At 45.4% G+C, this 15,470-nt stretch carries 18 protein-coding genes; 3 read left to right on the top strand and 15 right to left on the bottom strand.

Annotated features, from left to right (window positions below):
- From NDK47_RS01080 to NDK47_RS01020, 13 genes are all read right to left on the bottom strand, one after another.
- Positions 1-756 carry a hypothetical protein gene (locus NDK47_RS01080; protein ID WP_251875902.1) on the bottom strand — a complete coding sequence of 252 codons (756 nt, stop codon included), beginning with the start codon at positions 754-756 and terminating at the stop codon, positions 1-3.
- Between the two features lie 135 nt (positions 757-891).
- Positions 892-1,170 carry a hypothetical protein gene (locus NDK47_RS01075; RefSeq protein ID WP_251873065.1) on the bottom strand — a complete coding sequence of 93 codons (279 nt, stop codon included), beginning with the start codon at positions 1,168-1,170 and terminating at the stop codon, positions 892-894.
- Positions 1,171-1,278: 108 nt separating this feature from the next.
- Positions 1,279-1,896, bottom strand: coding sequence for a DUF4046 domain-containing protein (locus NDK47_RS01070; RefSeq protein ID WP_251873064.1), 618 nt, complete (start codon positions 1,894-1,896; stop codon positions 1,279-1,281).
- 96 nt (positions 1,897-1,992) lie between these two features.
- The gene (locus NDK47_RS01065) at positions 1,993-2,496 is read right to left on the bottom strand and encodes a hypothetical protein (protein WP_251873063.1); all 504 of its coding nucleotides are present in this window, start codon (positions 2,494-2,496) and stop codon (positions 1,993-1,995) included.
- Between the two features lie 26 nt (positions 2,497-2,522).
- Entirely contained in the window at positions 2,523-2,942 is a 420-nt protein-coding gene (locus NDK47_RS01060) for a TadE/TadG family type IV pilus assembly protein (RefSeq protein ID WP_251873062.1), read from the bottom strand.
- 5 nt (positions 2,943-2,947) lie between these two features.
- Positions 2,948-3,427: an A24 family peptidase gene (locus NDK47_RS01055; protein ID WP_251873061.1), complete on the bottom strand. Its 480-nt coding sequence runs from the start codon at positions 3,425-3,427 to the stop codon at positions 2,948-2,950.
- On the bottom strand, positions 3,424-3,600 hold the full coding sequence (locus NDK47_RS01050) for a Flp family type IVb pilin (protein WP_251873060.1): 177 nt from the start codon (positions 3,598-3,600) through the stop codon (positions 3,424-3,426). The genes NDK47_RS01055 and NDK47_RS01050 overlap by 4 nt, the downstream gene beginning before the upstream one ends.
- 421 nt (positions 3,601-4,021) lie before the next feature.
- Positions 4,022-5,173 carry a hypothetical protein gene (locus tag NDK47_RS01045; RefSeq protein WP_251873059.1) on the bottom strand — a complete coding sequence of 384 codons (1,152 nt, stop codon included), beginning with the start codon at positions 5,171-5,173 and terminating at the stop codon, positions 4,022-4,024.
- Positions 5,174-5,352: 179 nt separating this feature from the next.
- Positions 5,353-6,273 (bottom strand): type II secretion system F family protein, encoded by a 921-nt coding sequence (locus tag NDK47_RS01040; protein ID WP_251873058.1) that lies wholly within the window; start codon positions 6,271-6,273, stop codon positions 5,353-5,355.
- A gap of 4 nt (positions 6,274-6,277) precedes the next feature.
- The gene (locus NDK47_RS01035) at positions 6,278-7,180 is read right to left on the bottom strand and encodes a type II secretion system F family protein (protein WP_251873057.1); all 903 of its coding nucleotides are present in this window, start codon (positions 7,178-7,180) and stop codon (positions 6,278-6,280) included.
- An 11-nt stretch (positions 7,181-7,191) separates the two neighbouring features.
- Positions 7,192-8,679, bottom strand: a complete 1,488-nt coding sequence (locus tag NDK47_RS01030; RefSeq protein WP_251873056.1) for a TadA family conjugal transfer-associated ATPase — start codon at positions 8,677-8,679, stop codon at positions 7,192-7,194.
- 25 nt (positions 8,680-8,704) lie between these two features.
- Positions 8,705-10,258 (bottom strand): AAA family ATPase, encoded by a 1,554-nt coding sequence (locus NDK47_RS01025; RefSeq protein WP_251873055.1) that lies wholly within the window; start codon positions 10,256-10,258, stop codon positions 8,705-8,707.
- Positions 10,258-10,986, bottom strand: coding sequence for an RcpC/CpaB family pilus assembly protein (locus tag NDK47_RS01020; RefSeq protein WP_251873054.1), 729 nt, complete (start codon positions 10,984-10,986; stop codon positions 10,258-10,260). The genes NDK47_RS01025 and NDK47_RS01020 overlap by 1 nt, the downstream gene beginning before the upstream one ends.
- A 511-nt stretch (positions 10,987-11,497) precedes the next feature.
- On the opposite strand from NDK47_RS01020, the gene NDK47_RS01015 reads away from it, so the two are divergent.
- Positions 11,498-11,908, top strand: coding sequence for a hypothetical protein (locus NDK47_RS01015; RefSeq protein ID WP_251873053.1), 411 nt, complete (start codon positions 11,498-11,500; stop codon positions 11,906-11,908).
- A 294-nt stretch (positions 11,909-12,202) separates the two neighbouring features.
- On the opposite strand, the gene NDK47_RS01010 is transcribed toward NDK47_RS01015, so the two are convergent.
- Positions 12,203-12,556, bottom strand: a complete 354-nt coding sequence (locus NDK47_RS01010) for an ATP-binding protein (protein ID WP_305883359.1) — start codon at positions 12,554-12,556, stop codon at positions 12,203-12,205.
- Positions 12,557-12,967: 411 nt separating this feature from the next.
- Between NDK47_RS01010 and NDK47_RS01005 the strand changes: the two genes are divergently transcribed.
- Positions 12,968-13,564 carry a DUF4855 domain-containing protein gene (locus NDK47_RS01005; protein WP_251873052.1) on the top strand — a complete coding sequence of 199 codons (597 nt, stop codon included), beginning with the start codon at positions 12,968-12,970 and terminating at the stop codon, positions 13,562-13,564.
- A 423-nt stretch (positions 13,565-13,987) separates the two neighbouring features.
- On the opposite strand, the gene NDK47_RS01000 is transcribed toward NDK47_RS01005, so the two are convergent.
- Positions 13,988-14,572, bottom strand: coding sequence for a hypothetical protein (locus tag NDK47_RS01000; RefSeq protein ID WP_251873051.1), 585 nt, complete (start codon positions 14,570-14,572; stop codon positions 13,988-13,990).
- A gap of 293 nt (positions 14,573-14,865) precedes the next feature.
- Between NDK47_RS01000 and NDK47_RS00995 the strand changes: the two genes are divergently transcribed.
- Positions 14,866-15,318: a GNAT family N-acetyltransferase gene (locus NDK47_RS00995; RefSeq protein ID WP_251873050.1), complete on the top strand. Its 453-nt coding sequence runs from the start codon at positions 14,866-14,868 to the stop codon at positions 15,316-15,318.
- Positions 15,319-15,470 lie beyond the last annotated feature (152 nt).

Below are 15,470 nucleotides of genomic sequence, written 5' to 3'. Positions count from 1 at the left end.
TTAGCCTACCTGCGTGTCATTTTCACGGTCTTTTGACCACAAATATTTCTTGAACTTTTCTACCATCTCTACCATGGAGAGCGTTTTTCGGTGGTAGTAGTATATCTTTCGAAGTCTCTCCCGCTCCTGATGTGTCAAATGGGGCTTGAGCTTGCTTACCAAATCCTGCAGTTGAGCCAGTTCCACGTTATTCGGCCGCCCTCTTCTGGGGGGTTTGCCAAACAGTTGTTGCTGCATTTTGTTGAATGCCTGAGGCTGCTCCAGCAGCCACATGTCCACCAAGGTTCCGATATCCGCTAATGAACGAATCCCTAGCCTCATCAAATATCGAAAGTACGTGGGAAAATCGTTCTCTTCCCGTTGACCTTTTTTCCAGCGGTGAAAAAATCCGCTCGGTGACGTTAACACCTTCGTAACATCCCGGACCAGTTGGTCACGGGTACTGGAATGATACTGAGCGACGGTATCTTTGACCATGTCAAATAAGACATCGTGATAACCAGCAACCACCGATTTTTCTTCACATTCTTTCCGGTACCAGTTCTCTACTGCGCGGTCGAAATCTACCCGGCAATTGGTCAACTCAATCTCGTCCAAATGCTTGTAGAAGAATTCCAGCCCATGGGAAGAGACAATCTGATCCTGATAAGGACCAAACACAAACTCGATAAAGGTCTCCTTTAGATCCAGTACGGAGATCAGGCAATTCGTTTGTTCGTAGCAGCGATTCACCAATTCTAATGCGCTTTTCGCCATCACTTCAAATTACCCCCAATAATGACATATTTATACATTATTAGACATTTTGCTACATCTTTCGCCCTTCGTCAAATCTTTTTATCATGATAGGAGCTCGCCCTGTACGCAACCGTACGGGGCGAGCACTGGAGTCTACTCTACGTAAAAATAGAGTTCCTCCCCTGTTGCGAGCAGAAGGGCGATCCTTCCCCCGCGCTCCATGACGGTTGGAGCATTCTCCATTACTACGATACCGTCATTGAGAATAATCCTCTCTCCGAACCGAGTGAGAGACTCGATCTGGAAAGTACCCTGGGGCATTCGGTCCAATGACAAATGCTTTCCAGGCTTGTGCTTTTGGTAACGCACGCGGCGCTCCAAAAGAATTTCCACTCCTGTGGAGCGGTCTTGGTGAGCTTCAACTGTTGCCATTTGCAACTCCTCCTTTTCTCACCAATCATTTACGGCCGTTTCATATGCTTATAAGCCAATGAAACTAACTCTACCGTAAAAAAAGACAGCGCATGGACGCAAATAAATTTATACATCCTCCCACAGGTTAGGTTTTGCCAGCTCCGGAAACATGTCTGTAATCATGTCAAAGGGAGAAAAATACAGCGTGTCTACAAGGATTTTCAGCTTATATTTTCTAAGGAGCGCGTATGCTCGCTCCGTCTTTCCAAAAATCTTGGGCAATTGCCGCAAGTCTTCTACTTTCATAAGCTCGCGGCACATATATTGAAAGCATACCTTGGCACGCTCTTCTCCCTTTATGCTTTGAAAATACAACGGGGGGAAATGGCGCCGGACACCATCCAACACTTCCTGATAGACCCATAGTATTTTCTGTTCTTCCGATGGTTTGGGCAGGTACGGATATGCGTATTCGACCAGATAGTAGACATCCTGAGCCTTTGCCTCAATCGGCGGTTCGATGTACTCGCGTATCAAATGCAGCTTCAAATCCTTGACATCCTGGATACTCAGCTCATTGCGAGCCTGCTCCGGCGTCCACATTTTTACATGTTCAATCGCATATCGTATGACCAGTTGAACCTTTTGTTTGCGATATTGGGCATCCTCAAACTCGTACGGCGAAAAGCGCTTTTGTACTCCACCCAAAATACGCTTGTACCGCTCGACGATTTTTGACGGCACGGCTCACTCACTCCCACACTATTGGAATTTGAATTTGAACCCAAATTACCATACGTGTGTAGGACAAAAATAACACAATTTACATAATTGACCAAACTAAAAGTCATAAATCCCGGATTGGGATACCCTGCGAAAGGTACCATTAACTTCTCCCCAAAAATGATGAATCGGATAATCTGTTACAATTTCCACATAATAGATTCCCTGGTTGTACAAACGCCTCTGTTCTCCCTTTTGATGCCTGATCGTCGCATCTTTGGCCTGGCGTGTTATTGCCGGGCTGTTTAATCGCCATAACTCCTCTGCTTCTTCCCGTGCCCCGCGAACAACATCTGCGTCGTGTTGCAAAGCATCCTGCTTTGTAGCAAATAGCACGGATTGCTTCTCTCCAAAAAGATCCAGATACTCCCCGGCACCAGCTGCACGTGCTCCTTTTGAAATGATGTCCGCAGTCTGTTGTGTCCGCATCTTGGCAAGATTGACCTGCCCGATCACAAGTAAGAGCGCCAATAAACCACCCATGCAGATGAGAAAAAAGAGCGCGGTCACTGTCGTGGTCCCGCGCTCCTCGGCCAGTTTTTCCACTGCCCAGTTCGACATCGTCCTGTCTCTTTTTTTCAACACTCTTACTCCCTTCTCTTCTCCGCATTTTCGATCATGAGATGGTAGCTTTCCTTCAATTCATACGGGGTTCCCGAGGCAAGAAGCCTGAATTGCATGGTTGCTTCCGCCTCAAAATGATTTCCCTTTTCCCATCCACCCTGTACATAAAGCCGAACGTCGCTGCTTGTCCTGCCGATTCCTTGCTCCAGCTCTGCATGTCCCAACTCCATGGCATGATATTTCGCTAACCCGAAATTGGGTTGAACAGCGGCAATTCGTCCCGCCTCATAGGCTGCAGCCAGAACCTTTTGCCGATTGTACAGGATCGAAAACTGATCAAATGAAAAGATAAACAGAAACCAGAGAAGGGGAAGAACGAGGATCAACTCCAAGATCTGTGTGCCCCGCTCGTCGCGGAGGCCGATGAGCCATTTCCTTCTCATTTGGCTTACCTCCACAAGGCTTGTACCAGGTATGCCCCCAAAAGTGGTACGGCATAGGGAAAGGACAAAGCTGCCTCTGCAGGTTGCGGCATCCAAAATTGCCGATGCGCTCTCCATCCCATGAACATGTTGTACAAATTATGACCAAGACGCCGCCAGATACGCGGCCTACACATCATGACAATCAGACAGACCCACAGGGAGTGAAGAAATAAAGGGTACACCTCTGTCCAGCTGGTCCAAGCTCCAACCGCCATCAGCAGCTTCTGGTCACCCATCCCCATTCCTCTTAGAACAACAGGAACAATCGTCAACATAAATGCACACACAAGTCCAGTCAAGGCGGCCCACCCCATGCCTGTATGCCACTGGTACATCAGCCCTGCCGCCATGACCGGAAACGTGAGGGTATTGGGAATCCTCCGATACTGCCAATCAAAGTAGGCAGCCGTTCCCAATACCAGAAGTAGAACGACGTGCGTCATTTCGTAATCATGTTCTCAAGCTCTTCCAGCCTGTCCTGCTCCGTGCCTGCCAGTCCCTGCAGCGTCGGAATCAGCAAGATCAATACGACGGCCACAATAATCACCATCTCCACAATCGTCACGCCATCCTCTTCCTTGACAAAACGGTTCAAGTACTGAGATACCCATGTCATCGCAATCACTCCTTTTTTTCTTGTACTTATACCTTGTCAAAAGAAAGAGTGCTTTCGCAAAGAAACTTATTCATTTACTGCTAACGAGATTCCTTAAACAAAAAAGAACAGTCGTAGATGCGACCGTTCCACTTGTACTTACAAAATACTCCCGAATACTGATTTACTTCTTATTTAGGCTTGAGAATGCCCGCACGATTATTACTATTCCAAATACTATCATAACTAATAATCCTATTATATTTAGGACACCAATCATAAACTCAAAAAAGTCTACGGAATCATAAGGTCGTAACATACTGAATAAAAAACCGACCAAGAAAGCAGCAAAAACAGCTAAATTTTTCTCCAATAAAATACACCCTTTCCTAAAAGTAAAAAATATCAAGATATGTATTATTATACATACCTTGATACGTTATTACCATCTTACCTTTATACTTTCATTGGCAACTCTACTTACTGTTTTCACAAATGTTCCACCAAAATCAACATACGCATATACGCCTATATTATGACTTGAATATTCACTTGGAACCCTATAAATGGCTCCGCCTTTTGCTGTAACGACTTGGCTCCTCAAACTTCCACTTACATCGTAAACCCAAACGCCATAATCATCACTCTCATCGGACAATGTAAGATCTGACCAGTTCTGTGTAAATTGATAAGCATAGCTGAAAGACCCTCCACCTCTCATATCAAAACCTAGACCACCAGAATGAGAAGTGCTACCGGAACGACCGGTATTAACTGGTTCGTGATCTAACATAACAAAAGGGGTACGATCTGCAGTCCTTGGTCTAGATCTTAATTCAATATTTAAAACTCTATAAGCTGAGTCATAGTCACTATCGCCTTTCGCTAATTGAGCACCTGGGTTTACCTGAGCATTTAAGTAGGAGGACATATAGTTCCCCTTATCAGAAGTATGCAAACTTCTAGCTTTGGCTATTTGATAATTTAACCTTATTTTCCCATAAGGCGGATAGTATTTAGCTACCTGATCCCATTCAACATCAGTCCAGTCATATTCTTGTGAAGCGGCTAAAAGAGAAGATGTATTCCTTTCATCAATTGCCTCCCCCTCGTCCTCCTGTAGGTAAGCCAGATGATCGGTTATTGCATCCAATACAGTGGTCTGTATAATGAACTGTTTATCTTTTTCATCTTTACTCTCCGAAACATAACCATCAATGTCTACAAAAACTTCATCCTTCCCTGATATTTCAACACCCTTGCTATTTAAACCAGACCAATATAGTCGTAGATCGGTATCTTCAGAATTTACCTCTTCAACACCAATTACTAACTGATGCTTATCGACTAGAGACTCGATTTCTTCTCTGCTATTAAAATCTACAATTAGTACGTCACTAGTGTTTCTACGTGAGTTTAATTTTCTTTCTTCACTTACTACTTTTTTATAAGCCTCGTTTGTAATTTGGAACTTACTTTCATTCTTAATTTTAAAGTTATTTGAGTAGTTAATTTTAGCAAGCCCCGGACTACTTAGACTAGTTAGTAATAGTGTACTCAGAATACAAATAGTGGCACGCCTAAACAACTTCATGAACATCATCTCTCCTTTTTATTGAAATGTTTTCCATATAAACACTACCGCTATTCCAAATATTTGTAAATAAGTTATTTTAAAACTAATATTTTATTACCAGTGTTCAATGTTTCCATGTCCTTGTATCTTCTCAGCAGAATAGTAAAGCGAACCACCCTTCTCCTAGATTTCCCTTTTCAAAGCCTCTCATCAATCCCAATAAAAATAGGGCCCATTACAAGAAACAACAACGGCACTCCCATCAAGACAATGACAAAAGGAAGCAGCCGGACATTTAACCGATTCATATGATCAGAAGCCTCATCCTCCTGCTGACGCACCTGCTCCTCCACCTGGGCCGCGATCATCTGGGCAATGCTTACCCCTTTGCTCATCGCCTCGTTGATTTCCATAGCGATCGCCGAGAGAGAGTCGACCTCCCAGCGGAACGCCGTGTCTTCCAGGGCCTTGCGCCAGTTGCCGCTGCGCCTCTCCTCTGTCTCCAATCGTGCAAGCTCCTGTCCCAACCGTCCCGCGAAACGGCTTGCTGTCTGTGTGACCGCGGACTGAATAGGCATCCCTGCCTCTACGAGCGATTGCACAATACTAAAAAAAATGGGCACTTGTTCACGGATTTCTGCCTTGGCTCGTTTATCTGCCCACTCCAGCAGCAAGGTAGGAAGCAGAAACAGCAGGACAGCAGCCAGTACGGGCAGCGCTGTCTTGGCATTCCACGGTTGTCCCGCCGACAGGCGAAAACCCACCTGAATGATGATCGCCAGCAGGACGACTCCGCCGATCGCCTTGGCCGCAGCCACTTCCGCCAAGGTATAGCCAGAGCGAAGGCGATAAAGCATGTCTGCTGTTTGGTCCATGTTGATTCCGGTCAGCTTGCAAATACGTTCAAGCAGTCCATTCTGTTGTTCCAGATAGCGAACAATCCGCCACTTTGATGGAGCTTGTCCAAAGGAATGTTCGAGATAAGTATGCTGCTCCCGGTCAATTCGTCCGAGCAGGGAATGGACAGGATCTGTACGAAATTTTCCCCGACAAACAGGCAATCCCCATAGAAATACGGCCAGTCCTACAACGCTAGCCAGTGTCCCCAGTACGAGCATGAGTTCAGCCCCCTTTATGAATCCCTTTGCGGGCCAGATGGCGAATTACCTCTCCGCCAATCAATATCGACCCGAGTGCTGCCAAGACGGTCAGCCTCCCCGATAAAGTAGCTGTCAACGGTTCAAAGTGCAGGGGATTGTTTGCATACAGGGCGATGATAAAGATAAAAGGCATGATGCTGAGCAGATTTACCTGCGCTGTGATTTGAGCCATGGCCGCCCGCTGTCGTCTCAAGGATTGTTTTTTTCTGAGTATGGTTGAGGCTGCCAGGTCCAGCGTTTTTGCCATGTCCCCGCCCATCTCCCGCTGAATGGAGACGATGGTCGCCAGGTACCGAATATCGGTAGACCCCGTTCGCTGATAGAACGACTCCATGATCCGCTCCAGCGGCACTTGTGCCCGCAAAAGCTCTACGACCCTGCTGTATTCGGCGGTGACGCTTTTATCCAGATAAGGACTGGCTGCCACCTGTTCAAATGCATGCAAATAGGATGGCGAGGTCCGCAAAGAGCTGGCCATCAAGCGAATCGCCTTCACGTTGTCTGCTTCGAACCGGTCCTTTTTCCTCGCTCCCAGAACGCTTACCAGTCTCTCGACGAAAAGCACACCGGCAAAGAATGCGGGCAGAGCCAATATCCACGACTTTAAAATCTGCTGACTGACAGCAAAAGAGACCAGCCCGCACAGAAACGCAAGACCCACGTACCGATGAATCCCGATCCCTGAACCAGACTGCTGAAGTCTGAGATCGAGCTTGTCCCACATCGTTTTGCGATCCCGCTGCAACTGGTGGACGATATCGTGTTTTCCCTCCGGTTGCCGTCGCTGGAAAAATGCCTGGGGAAGCGTGAGCATTACCGTTCCAATCCCCAGTCCTGCCGCAATGTACAAGCTCCCAATGGTCATGACCGCCCCTCCTACATCGGTATCGGTGTCGTAAAAAAGACACGTTCCCACTCTTCCTGCCTAAGCCCCTTTTCCGTCCAGCGGCGCACCAACTGTTCCGGTCGATATCCCGTCCATTTATACTGTCCGACTACCCGTCCATTTTTGATCCCGGTTGGCTCGTACACGTAAATATCCTGCAAGTAAACGCGGTCCGGGTTGATCTGTCTGACGTTGCACGATTGCCGGATTCGCTCCTCATGGGACTGACCCGTTCCAACAACCTCGGTAATGGCCACTACCTTGCGGCTGCCGTCTTCTTCAAAGCGCTTTACCTGGACAATCAAGTCCAAGGCCGACCCGATCATCAGATTTCGCTCCGTGGTGCTGTAGGATTCCTCGGCTTTGGCGAACAGTATGGGCAAAGTGGAATCGATCAGAGCGCGCGGAGAGTTGGCGTGAGCTGTACTCCAGCTTCCTGGATGGTCCGTATTCATGGCCCACAGCATATCGACGATTTCCCCACCCCGTGTCTCCCCAACGATGATCACATCGGGCCGCTTTCGGAGGGAGAGCCGGACACAATCCTTGATGGAAAAGCCCCCTTTCCCTTCGTAGTTCGCCGGTTTGGCCAAAAATCGGCGGACAAACGGGTGCTGCAGTTTCATTTCTAGGACATCTTCAATCGTGATGATACTCAGATGATGAGGCACGTACTGGGAAATCAGGTTGAGCAAATGCGTTTTTCCCGAACCGGTCCCCCCGCTTACAATGCCAGAGGCACGTGAATAGCCGATGGCCCATTTGAGAAAGGTCAGCATCGGTTCGCAAATGGACCCATAGGAAAGGTAATCCTGCTCCGTCAACAGATCGCGGTGCTTTCGAATGGTCAACATGTGGCCATCGGGGGAAATCGAGCGATGTGTTGCTGCTACCCGAGAGCCGTCGGGCAACTGCGTGTTCAGCTCCGCTTTGGTCTCGTTGAACTCTCGTCCCATCGTGGCTGCAATTTGCTCGAGCAGGCGAAGCATTTCATCTTCGTCCCGAAAGACAGGAGTATCTGGTACCTCCAGCCGTCCCGTGCTTTTTCGTTCAACGACCAGATGATCATAGCGATGAAACATAATTTCTGTAATATCCGGATTATCCAGCAGTGGATCAAGCGGCCCCCATCCGGTCAGGGAGCGAATCAACCGCTCGACTTCCAGTTCCATTTGCGCCGATGAGAGCGGGGTTCCCGCTTCCAGCAGCAGACGGATATCCTTGGCAAGCTCTTGCAAATAAGCGGGCTGCGCTTTCTCCTCCCACAATCGTTTTCCGTGCTTTTCCACGATTTGCGTGCGAATCGCCGCCTCTGCCTCCGGGCTCAGCCGTCTGTCTACCGGAGTCTGCTGCCTGATCTGCATGATCTCCTGCAAGGTGTGCGATTCCCTTGTCGATTTTTTTGCCTCAGAACGTAAATCGACTCGTTCCCGCTGCGGTGTTTGTATCCCCAGTAAAGTTTTTTTCTGAAAGCTCATTCCCACTTCGCCCTCCTTTCTCTTTTTATCGCTTCAGCCATTTCCACAGGGAGGATCGTCCTTTTTCCTTGCGTTTGAGCGAGTCACCGTTCCCCTCCTGCTCAGGCAGAAGCGCTTTTCCCAGTTCAATGATGGCGTCCTTGGCAGCCAGCTTGCCGGGATGGAGCATGACCGGATTGCCTGTGTTGATCGACTTTTTTACCTCCTGATCATCAGGGATCGCAAAGATTTTTTTACTGGGATGCAACTGAAAATAGGCGCGGATTTCATCCAAAGTAAACATCTCTTTGCGCTGCAGACGGTTCATGCAAAGTTGGATTCGCTCCTCAGGGTACTCTGCCTCCCGCAGCAGCTTTAAAATACGTTGGATATTTTCAATAGAGTCCACTACTGGATTGCCGACCATAATCACTTGTTCGGCGAAAAACAATGCTTGAATCGTGGCATCGGTCGTATCGGGCGCAGTATCGATCAAGATGACATCATAGCCGCTGTGCTTCAAAGCATCCAGAATCAGATACAAATGATAGTCTTTGATTTCAAAGCTGTTCCGAATATCGCGCGGGGAGGTGAGGACATGCAATCCGCTCGCTTCATGAACGACAATATGATTGTCCACCTCCTGCGGCGATAACTGTACCGCCTCGATATACTCCTGCCACTCCTGCTGGTTCAATTCGTCTGGCTCTCTGCCGTGAGAACGAATCCAGTCACGAAGCCGTCTATCAATATCCTGCACCCAAGTGTAGAGATTGGGGGTGCGAGACAGGTTTAACGCGGTGGCAAAGGTCCCCAGGTCCAGATTGAAATCGACAGCCAGCACTTTTAACGGAGTGTCACCGTTTTTTCTTTGCGCAAAATAAATAGCCAGTTCGCGGGAAAGAAAGGTTTTCCCCACGCCGCCTTTTGGTCCGTATACCGTCATCAATCGTTTAGATGCTCGCTGCACACCGTTTGAATCTGCCTTGTAAGGCGGCTCCGGTCTCGCTTCGGCAACAGCCGGAAACGTTAGTGGCATACCCGTCCCCCCTGATGAAACAGTTCCTCCCGCCAAACTTTGACCTGGCAGGACTGGCGCTTGGCCAGGTGCGGCTGGAGCGACTGGTGCGACGAAACCATGGCTTTGTGTGTAAGGTTCCGAGACGGATGAGACCTGGCCGGAAATCCCGGATGCGCCCATGCCTGATTTGTTGATTGGTGGTAGAGAAGGAGGTGTGGACAAGGATGAAAGTTGCATCGCCAGCACCTCCAGTTGACCAGGTTGGATCGGCTTGCCAATCACCCACATCCCCAGGTTTCGCCAAAATGGCTCCCACATCAGCTCAGTCGACGTGCATGCAGCGATAAAATGAAGGTGTGGAAAGGAAAGACGCAACTGTTGACATAACACCCCCCTTTCCACTTCCCGCACTCCACCGAGCAGGACCATATCCATTTTCTCCTCGTCTAGTGCACGCCATGTGTCCTCCACGCTCGCTGTCTGCCCGCAGACCTCTAGCCACTGACTTCCTCCCAGCTGTGTTTGCAATAATGTACCTACAGCGGGATCATCATCGATAATCAACAATCTTTTTTTCACTAACGCCCCTCCTCCGTCTCTCCCCACCGTTTTTTCGTTTTGATCAGGGATGCTGCAAAGCCTTGATCGCCAATTCCCGCTGTATCTTCCCCCTCCTGCAGAGAGGCTTGTCCCAAACGGATTTTCCCGTAATGGAGGGCATGAGTAAGCAGCACCGCCTCTCGGAGCTGCAATGACAGTGTGACTGCCTGAAGTCTGGGAATCGCTCCGTCCATCTCCCTCTGCACGCCAATGACTGGCATATTGCGAAGGAGCAGCCCAGTGTGTGCGCCGCTGTCGTCCTCAAACGAGGCGTATACATGCACGCGTTCACCCACAGCGACATGGGGGTGGACTCCCGTTACATTGTTGACTGGAATGCTGATGCCCGTCATGGATTCTGCCAGCTCCCGGCCATACGTTTTGCCACTCTCGGGCTCCACGTCTCCTGGCAAAAGCGGTCTGCCTCCCTCTATTCGCCGAGACAACGGTCTGTCCAAGTAACGCGGCGCATGTTCCCATGGAATCAGGCCAAGGGCTTCTGCCGATTGGCCGCGAGCCAGCCCTCCTACCTGAATCTCGCCTCGCTCCAGATCCGTTGCCGCCAGCTTTTCTCCGCTTGCTTTTTCCACATGTCCTCTCAGCTTGACGTAGACAAAGGTTTGCGGTTGTAAGAAGTGGTACGCCCCGGCCGCTACGCAAGCAGCCAGCAGAAATATCGCAATCAGTCGAAGCGGATGAATCGACACGCTGCGTGCCCCCTTTCCTGTTTTATCCAGCGTATAGGGGAAGGAGAGGACAAAAAAAGCCAACTTACCGGTTTGATGGAAAAACAAATAGGATGCCTCTATTGGGTGCAACTGTTTGGAACAGTCACCTAGAGACATCCTTTAAAATAGTTTATACCAAGGACATGAAGACTTTTAAAGCTGTAGTTTCCCCGACTCAGTAAATTAACACCATGATATAATTTTCCATAAAAATTTTTATCTAATAACCATTTCCTAGAAAAAAAGAGTTTGAAACTTTTTCCATTTTCTTTCGTCTATTTAATATAGACAAGTCGAGGAATTTCATCATCCCGGCTTTGTAAAAATCCGAAGCTAGTTTTGATTGGTATCATTACAACTAACTGTTCTTTTTTTCCGTTCTTGGTAATATTCATGTTAAAACTGTTCAGCTTGAAAATCGTAGATTAAACAAATTATTTAAAGGTATGCCAGATAAAATCAAAAGGCGGTTTAACATTTTGAAAAAAAGATGATCATTTTTGTTGTATTTATTATTGTTGTTATCGGTATATTTTATGCCTATAGTAGCTTGAAAAGTTCACCTTCTAAAGAAATTGTAGCACTTAACGAAGAAGAGGTGTCTGCTATTGTTATAGACTATAATGAAGATAGAAAAATAATCAAAGATCGAAATGAAATTAAAAAAATATTAGATACTTTCTCCAAGATGGAACTTAAATCAAGACGTGATTCCACATCTTTTAAAGAGTCCCAATCTATTCGAATAATAAAAGATTATTCAATAACATATCTATTGTATTTATACGACAACCATTCTATAGATATATTTAGTACTGATAAGGAGGAACTTGGCAAATATCAAATAATCAATGCTAAAACTATAAATCTTCAAAACTTACTAAAAAAAATCTCGGAGTAATCACCGAACATTCTTTAGCTGTCGAGAAAGTCGACAGCCATTTTTTTGCTGTCTCATAACGACACCGCGTTAATACGTTTAATATTATAGCTATAATTATATTCCCTAACAAATAGTGAAATATATCCAATATTGTAAAAACCAGTGATGGCTTTTTCTAAAAAATTACAATCTCAGTCAATCAATATGTTGAATCACCGTGCTTATCAAAAAATTGACCACCATGGCAAAATTATTGCCACCCGATGGTGGGTAACTTTTTCATGATCACGATTGCTTCAGGCTTTGCTTAAATCAGTAACTTTCGCCATTCATTGCGAAGATGTGAGCGCGGTTAGTAAGTCGATCCACTAAAGCGGCCGTCATTTGTTCATCCTTGAACACTTGAGTCCAGTTTGCGAAGTCCAAAATACTCGTAAGAATCATGCTGCCTATTTCGTAACGAGCAACGCAGAATTGAAAGAGTAGTTCCTCTCCTGTTTTGCTTAAAGGAACAAACCCTACCTCATCAAGAATAGCTAGATCGACTTTTAACCACTGTTTCTCCAATTGAAGCAAACACCTCTCCGATTGCGCCTCCATCAGCTCATTACATAATTTAGCGGCTGTCCAGAATTGTACAGTGTAACCGTGACGGCAAGCCTCCATCCCAAGATAGAGACAATTAACTTTACAATTCAGAGCAAAACAACAAAGCCCTTCTCGTTTAAGGAGGGCTCTTGATACTGATTCTTGATTATATCCAATTTTCCGAAATATAATGTGGAACTTTTTACTTAACCAAAGAGTTACACACCAATCTTTTTAATCGGTCCTAAAAAATTAAAAACTTTCTGTATGAAGTGAGCAACCCCTAAATTTTTTTACCTAGTTAGTGAAAGCGAAGAGACGACCGGTCAAATTCTCGCTTAATCTAAAAAAGGTGGTTTTTAATATGGCAAACCGAAGAATGCGAGCGTTACATGTTTATACCGGAAAAGGATACGGTACAGTCGACAGGCAAATACTTAATGAACTTGATAAAAAAATATTTGGGTTTTAGTGGTCCATCTTGGGGATATGACCCTAGATTCAATGAAATTTGACTTACGAAAAAGTAATGCCCATCAAGAAAGTGTTATTGAACAGATGATTTCGGATTTAGAAGATTTCGTTTATGAGTGGAGACGTTCATCGCTTTGGTCTAAAGATCTCTACATTTCGTTACCTGCAATTGACAACAATCAATATACCATGGAGAACATTGAGAAGATTAGTTCATTTTATCCATTCTATAAAACTTTTATGAGTCGAGCAAGAGATACTGTCATTGATATCTGTGGGGAGACTTTTTGGGATGGGGGCATCGATGGTTTTTATTTCCGGACTGAAACTATCTTCCCGATTCAAGAACAAATTAGCGAATCACGTCCAACATCTAACCCCATGGTCAAACTGTTAAATGATATTTCCTATCAAGTCCGTAATAACTATGATAAAGAATTCATGTGGTGCCCATATTATGGGTATGGTAAATACGCGAAAAATGTAACACATAATCTCGGAGTCATTGCAAACCAAACAAATATTTTTGACTACATTTGCATCCAACCACAGTATTACTTCCAGGGTAGTACCTACAAGAAAAATGTTAATCGGGTTTATGATAGTGCATAAGCGCAGGAAGTAGTGGATGATGCCGGAAATCCAATTGCAGGGGGTAAAAAATCCTCCGCGACCGCTATAATCGGGGTGAACATGGAAGCCAATGATTATTACAATAGCTCCCATCGAGAGGAATTTAATTACTATATCAATACATTTAAAAGTCTAGTTAAACGGGCACCAATGGTATTTTATGCTGGTCCAACAATCAATCTGGTTAAAAATAGTCCTGGGCTTATTGAAGAGATTAGGAAATTCTATGACTAATATCTGGTAATATCCGGTAAAAAAAGAAGTCAACATCATTTCGTCATTTAAGGGAGTACAAAAATGTCTCTCACCTCCCTATAACACCACAGAACCATATATAGAAGGTTGCAATCCTGGATATCAAGAGTGGGCGTTTAGAGATAACCTGAAGTAGTGACTATCACTTCATTTTTTTATGCTAACACCTGTATTTTTTTCCACCTCCTTGAAAATTTCACCACTTGGATCGTTCACATGATCAAAAAAATAAATAAAGCTTTTTAGATGTTCATTGTTGCTACCGTAAGTTTCCTCTTTTATAGGGAGTCCGGTTGAGATGTCAATGTATGCTATTTGGTAGATACCACCTTTGGGCTCTACTATTGATTTCACTTTTTTTACTTGTATACCACCGAGATTATCATAACCTACTAGTTTCCACACAATCTCGTCCTGATATTGCGTCATACTTTTTTTAAATAATGATTCATTCGGCTCATATTTATAAACCTTAGTTTCTGAATTTATCGTCTCTCTGTCAATATATTCCTTGTCGTTACGTTGAAATCCAGTTACTGGGTCATACCATTCTTCAGTTACTGAAGCCCAAGGGGAATTCAAGCCTATACCTATTACCTTGACATGTTCAATCTGCGATTGTGCCTTTTGTACTTCAACAGCACTATTAGCGGAAACTGATTGAGTCATCAGTCCTGAAAATCCAATAGACATTACGAGTACTAATGACGTTAGAAAAGAGCTTTTTTTCAAGTATAATACCTCCCTTAACATTTTATCTCACAATACATTAGACTCCAAAAAAAGGAAAATGTTTCGCAATGTTGAGCTTCCTCAGGGAAATGGGTGCCTAAGATATAGGAATACCTAACTTATAAATATATTTTTCTTTTTCATCATACGCCCCCAATAATCATAACGGCATCTCACGCAAGCCTACGGTTAGCGTAGAGAACGCAACAAGGTAATCCAAGCCTTTCGGCGAATTTTCCATATCGGAACAGGTTACAGCCTTGAAAAGTGATCTCTACAAAAAGGAGAAAGACATGAATATCAGAAAACTGCTTGCCCATGAAGATTCCCCCATGGAGTTGTTGTTACTCGCAGACCCTTCTCGTAGTCTTGTTGAAGAGTACGTGAACAGAGGAGAATGTTATGTCGCGGAAATCGATTATCAACCAATCGGGGTTTACGTACTTCTGCCGACGAGGCCTGCCACGGTAGAGTTGGTGAACATCGCTGTTGCTGAAACGATGCACGGCCAAGGGATCGGGAAAAAGCTGGTGCTGCATGCGATCCAAACGGCCAAGGAGAAAGGCTATGAAACAATAGAAATCGGCACAGGAAACTCAAGCATCGGGCAATTGGCTCTCTATCAAAAGTGCGGCTTTCGCATTGTAGGTGTAGATGTCGATTTTTTTCTTCGGCATTACCCGGAAGAGATTTACGAGAACGGGATACAGTGCCGGGATATGATTCGATTGTCTCAAGATATTTAAATTTCTTTCGGTTCGGCTTCCCTGTCTTTGAGTGATTCTGTTGTAACATCATTCGTTGTTTGTTAACAACAGGTTTAAAAGTAAGAAATGACCATTTGCTTTTGAGAATGTTATACTTTAAAAAATGATACTTTCATCAACCATACGCAAGG

This window comes from Brevibacillus ruminantium (genome assembly GCF_023746555.1).
Lineage (GTDB): Bacteria > Bacillota > Bacilli > Brevibacillales > Brevibacillaceae > Brevibacillus > Brevibacillus ruminantium.
The sequence above is the reverse complement of the archived record's forward strand: the minus strand, read 5'-3'. Positions and strand labels throughout refer to the sequence as shown.

Coding starts and splice junctions, on each gene's coding strand:
- NDK47_RS01080 (WP_251875902.1), bottom strand. CDS start 756: ATGGCGAAAAGCGCATTAGAATTGGTGAATCGCTGCTACGAACAAACG.
- NDK47_RS01075 (WP_251873065.1), bottom strand. CDS start 1,170: ATGGCAACAGTTGAAGCTCACCAAGACCGCTCCACAGGAGTGGAAATT.
- NDK47_RS01065 (WP_251873063.1), bottom strand. CDS start 2,496: ATGTCGAACTGGGCAGTGGAAAAACTGGCCGAGGAGCGCGGGACCACG.
- NDK47_RS01060 (WP_251873062.1), bottom strand. CDS start 2,942: ATGAGAAGGAAATGGCTCATCGGCCTCCGCGACGAGCGGGGCACACAG.
- NDK47_RS01055 (WP_251873061.1), bottom strand. CDS start 3,427: ATGACGCACGTCGTTCTACTTCTGGTATTGGGAACGGCTGCCTACTTT.
- NDK47_RS01050 (WP_251873060.1), bottom strand. CDS start 3,600: ATGACATGGGTATCTCAGTACTTGAACCGTTTTGTCAAGGAAGAGGAT.
- NDK47_RS01045 (WP_251873059.1), bottom strand. CDS start 5,173: ATGAAGTTGTTTAGGCGTGCCACTATTTGTATTCTGAGTACACTATTA.
- NDK47_RS01040 (WP_251873058.1), bottom strand. CDS start 6,273: ATGCTCGTACTGGGGACACTGGCTAGCGTTGTAGGACTGGCCGTATTT.
- NDK47_RS01035 (WP_251873057.1), bottom strand. CDS start 7,180: ATGACCATTGGGAGCTTGTACATTGCGGCAGGACTGGGGATTGGAACG.
- NDK47_RS01030 (WP_251873056.1), bottom strand. CDS start 8,679: ATGAGCTTTCAGAAAAAAACTTTACTGGGGATACAAACACCGCAGCGG.
- NDK47_RS01015 (WP_251873053.1), top strand. CDS start 11,498: ATGATCATTTTTGTTGTATTTATTATTGTTGTTATCGGTATATTTTAT.
- NDK47_RS01010 (WP_305883359.1), bottom strand. CDS start 12,556: ATGGAGGCTTGCCGTCACGGTTACACTGTACAATTCTGGACAGCCGCT.
- NDK47_RS01005 (WP_251873052.1), top strand. CDS start 12,968: ATGACCCTAGATTCAATGAAATTTGACTTACGAAAAAGTAATGCCCAT.
- NDK47_RS00995 (WP_251873050.1), top strand. CDS start 14,866: ATGAATATCAGAAAACTGCTTGCCCATGAAGATTCCCCCATGGAGTTG.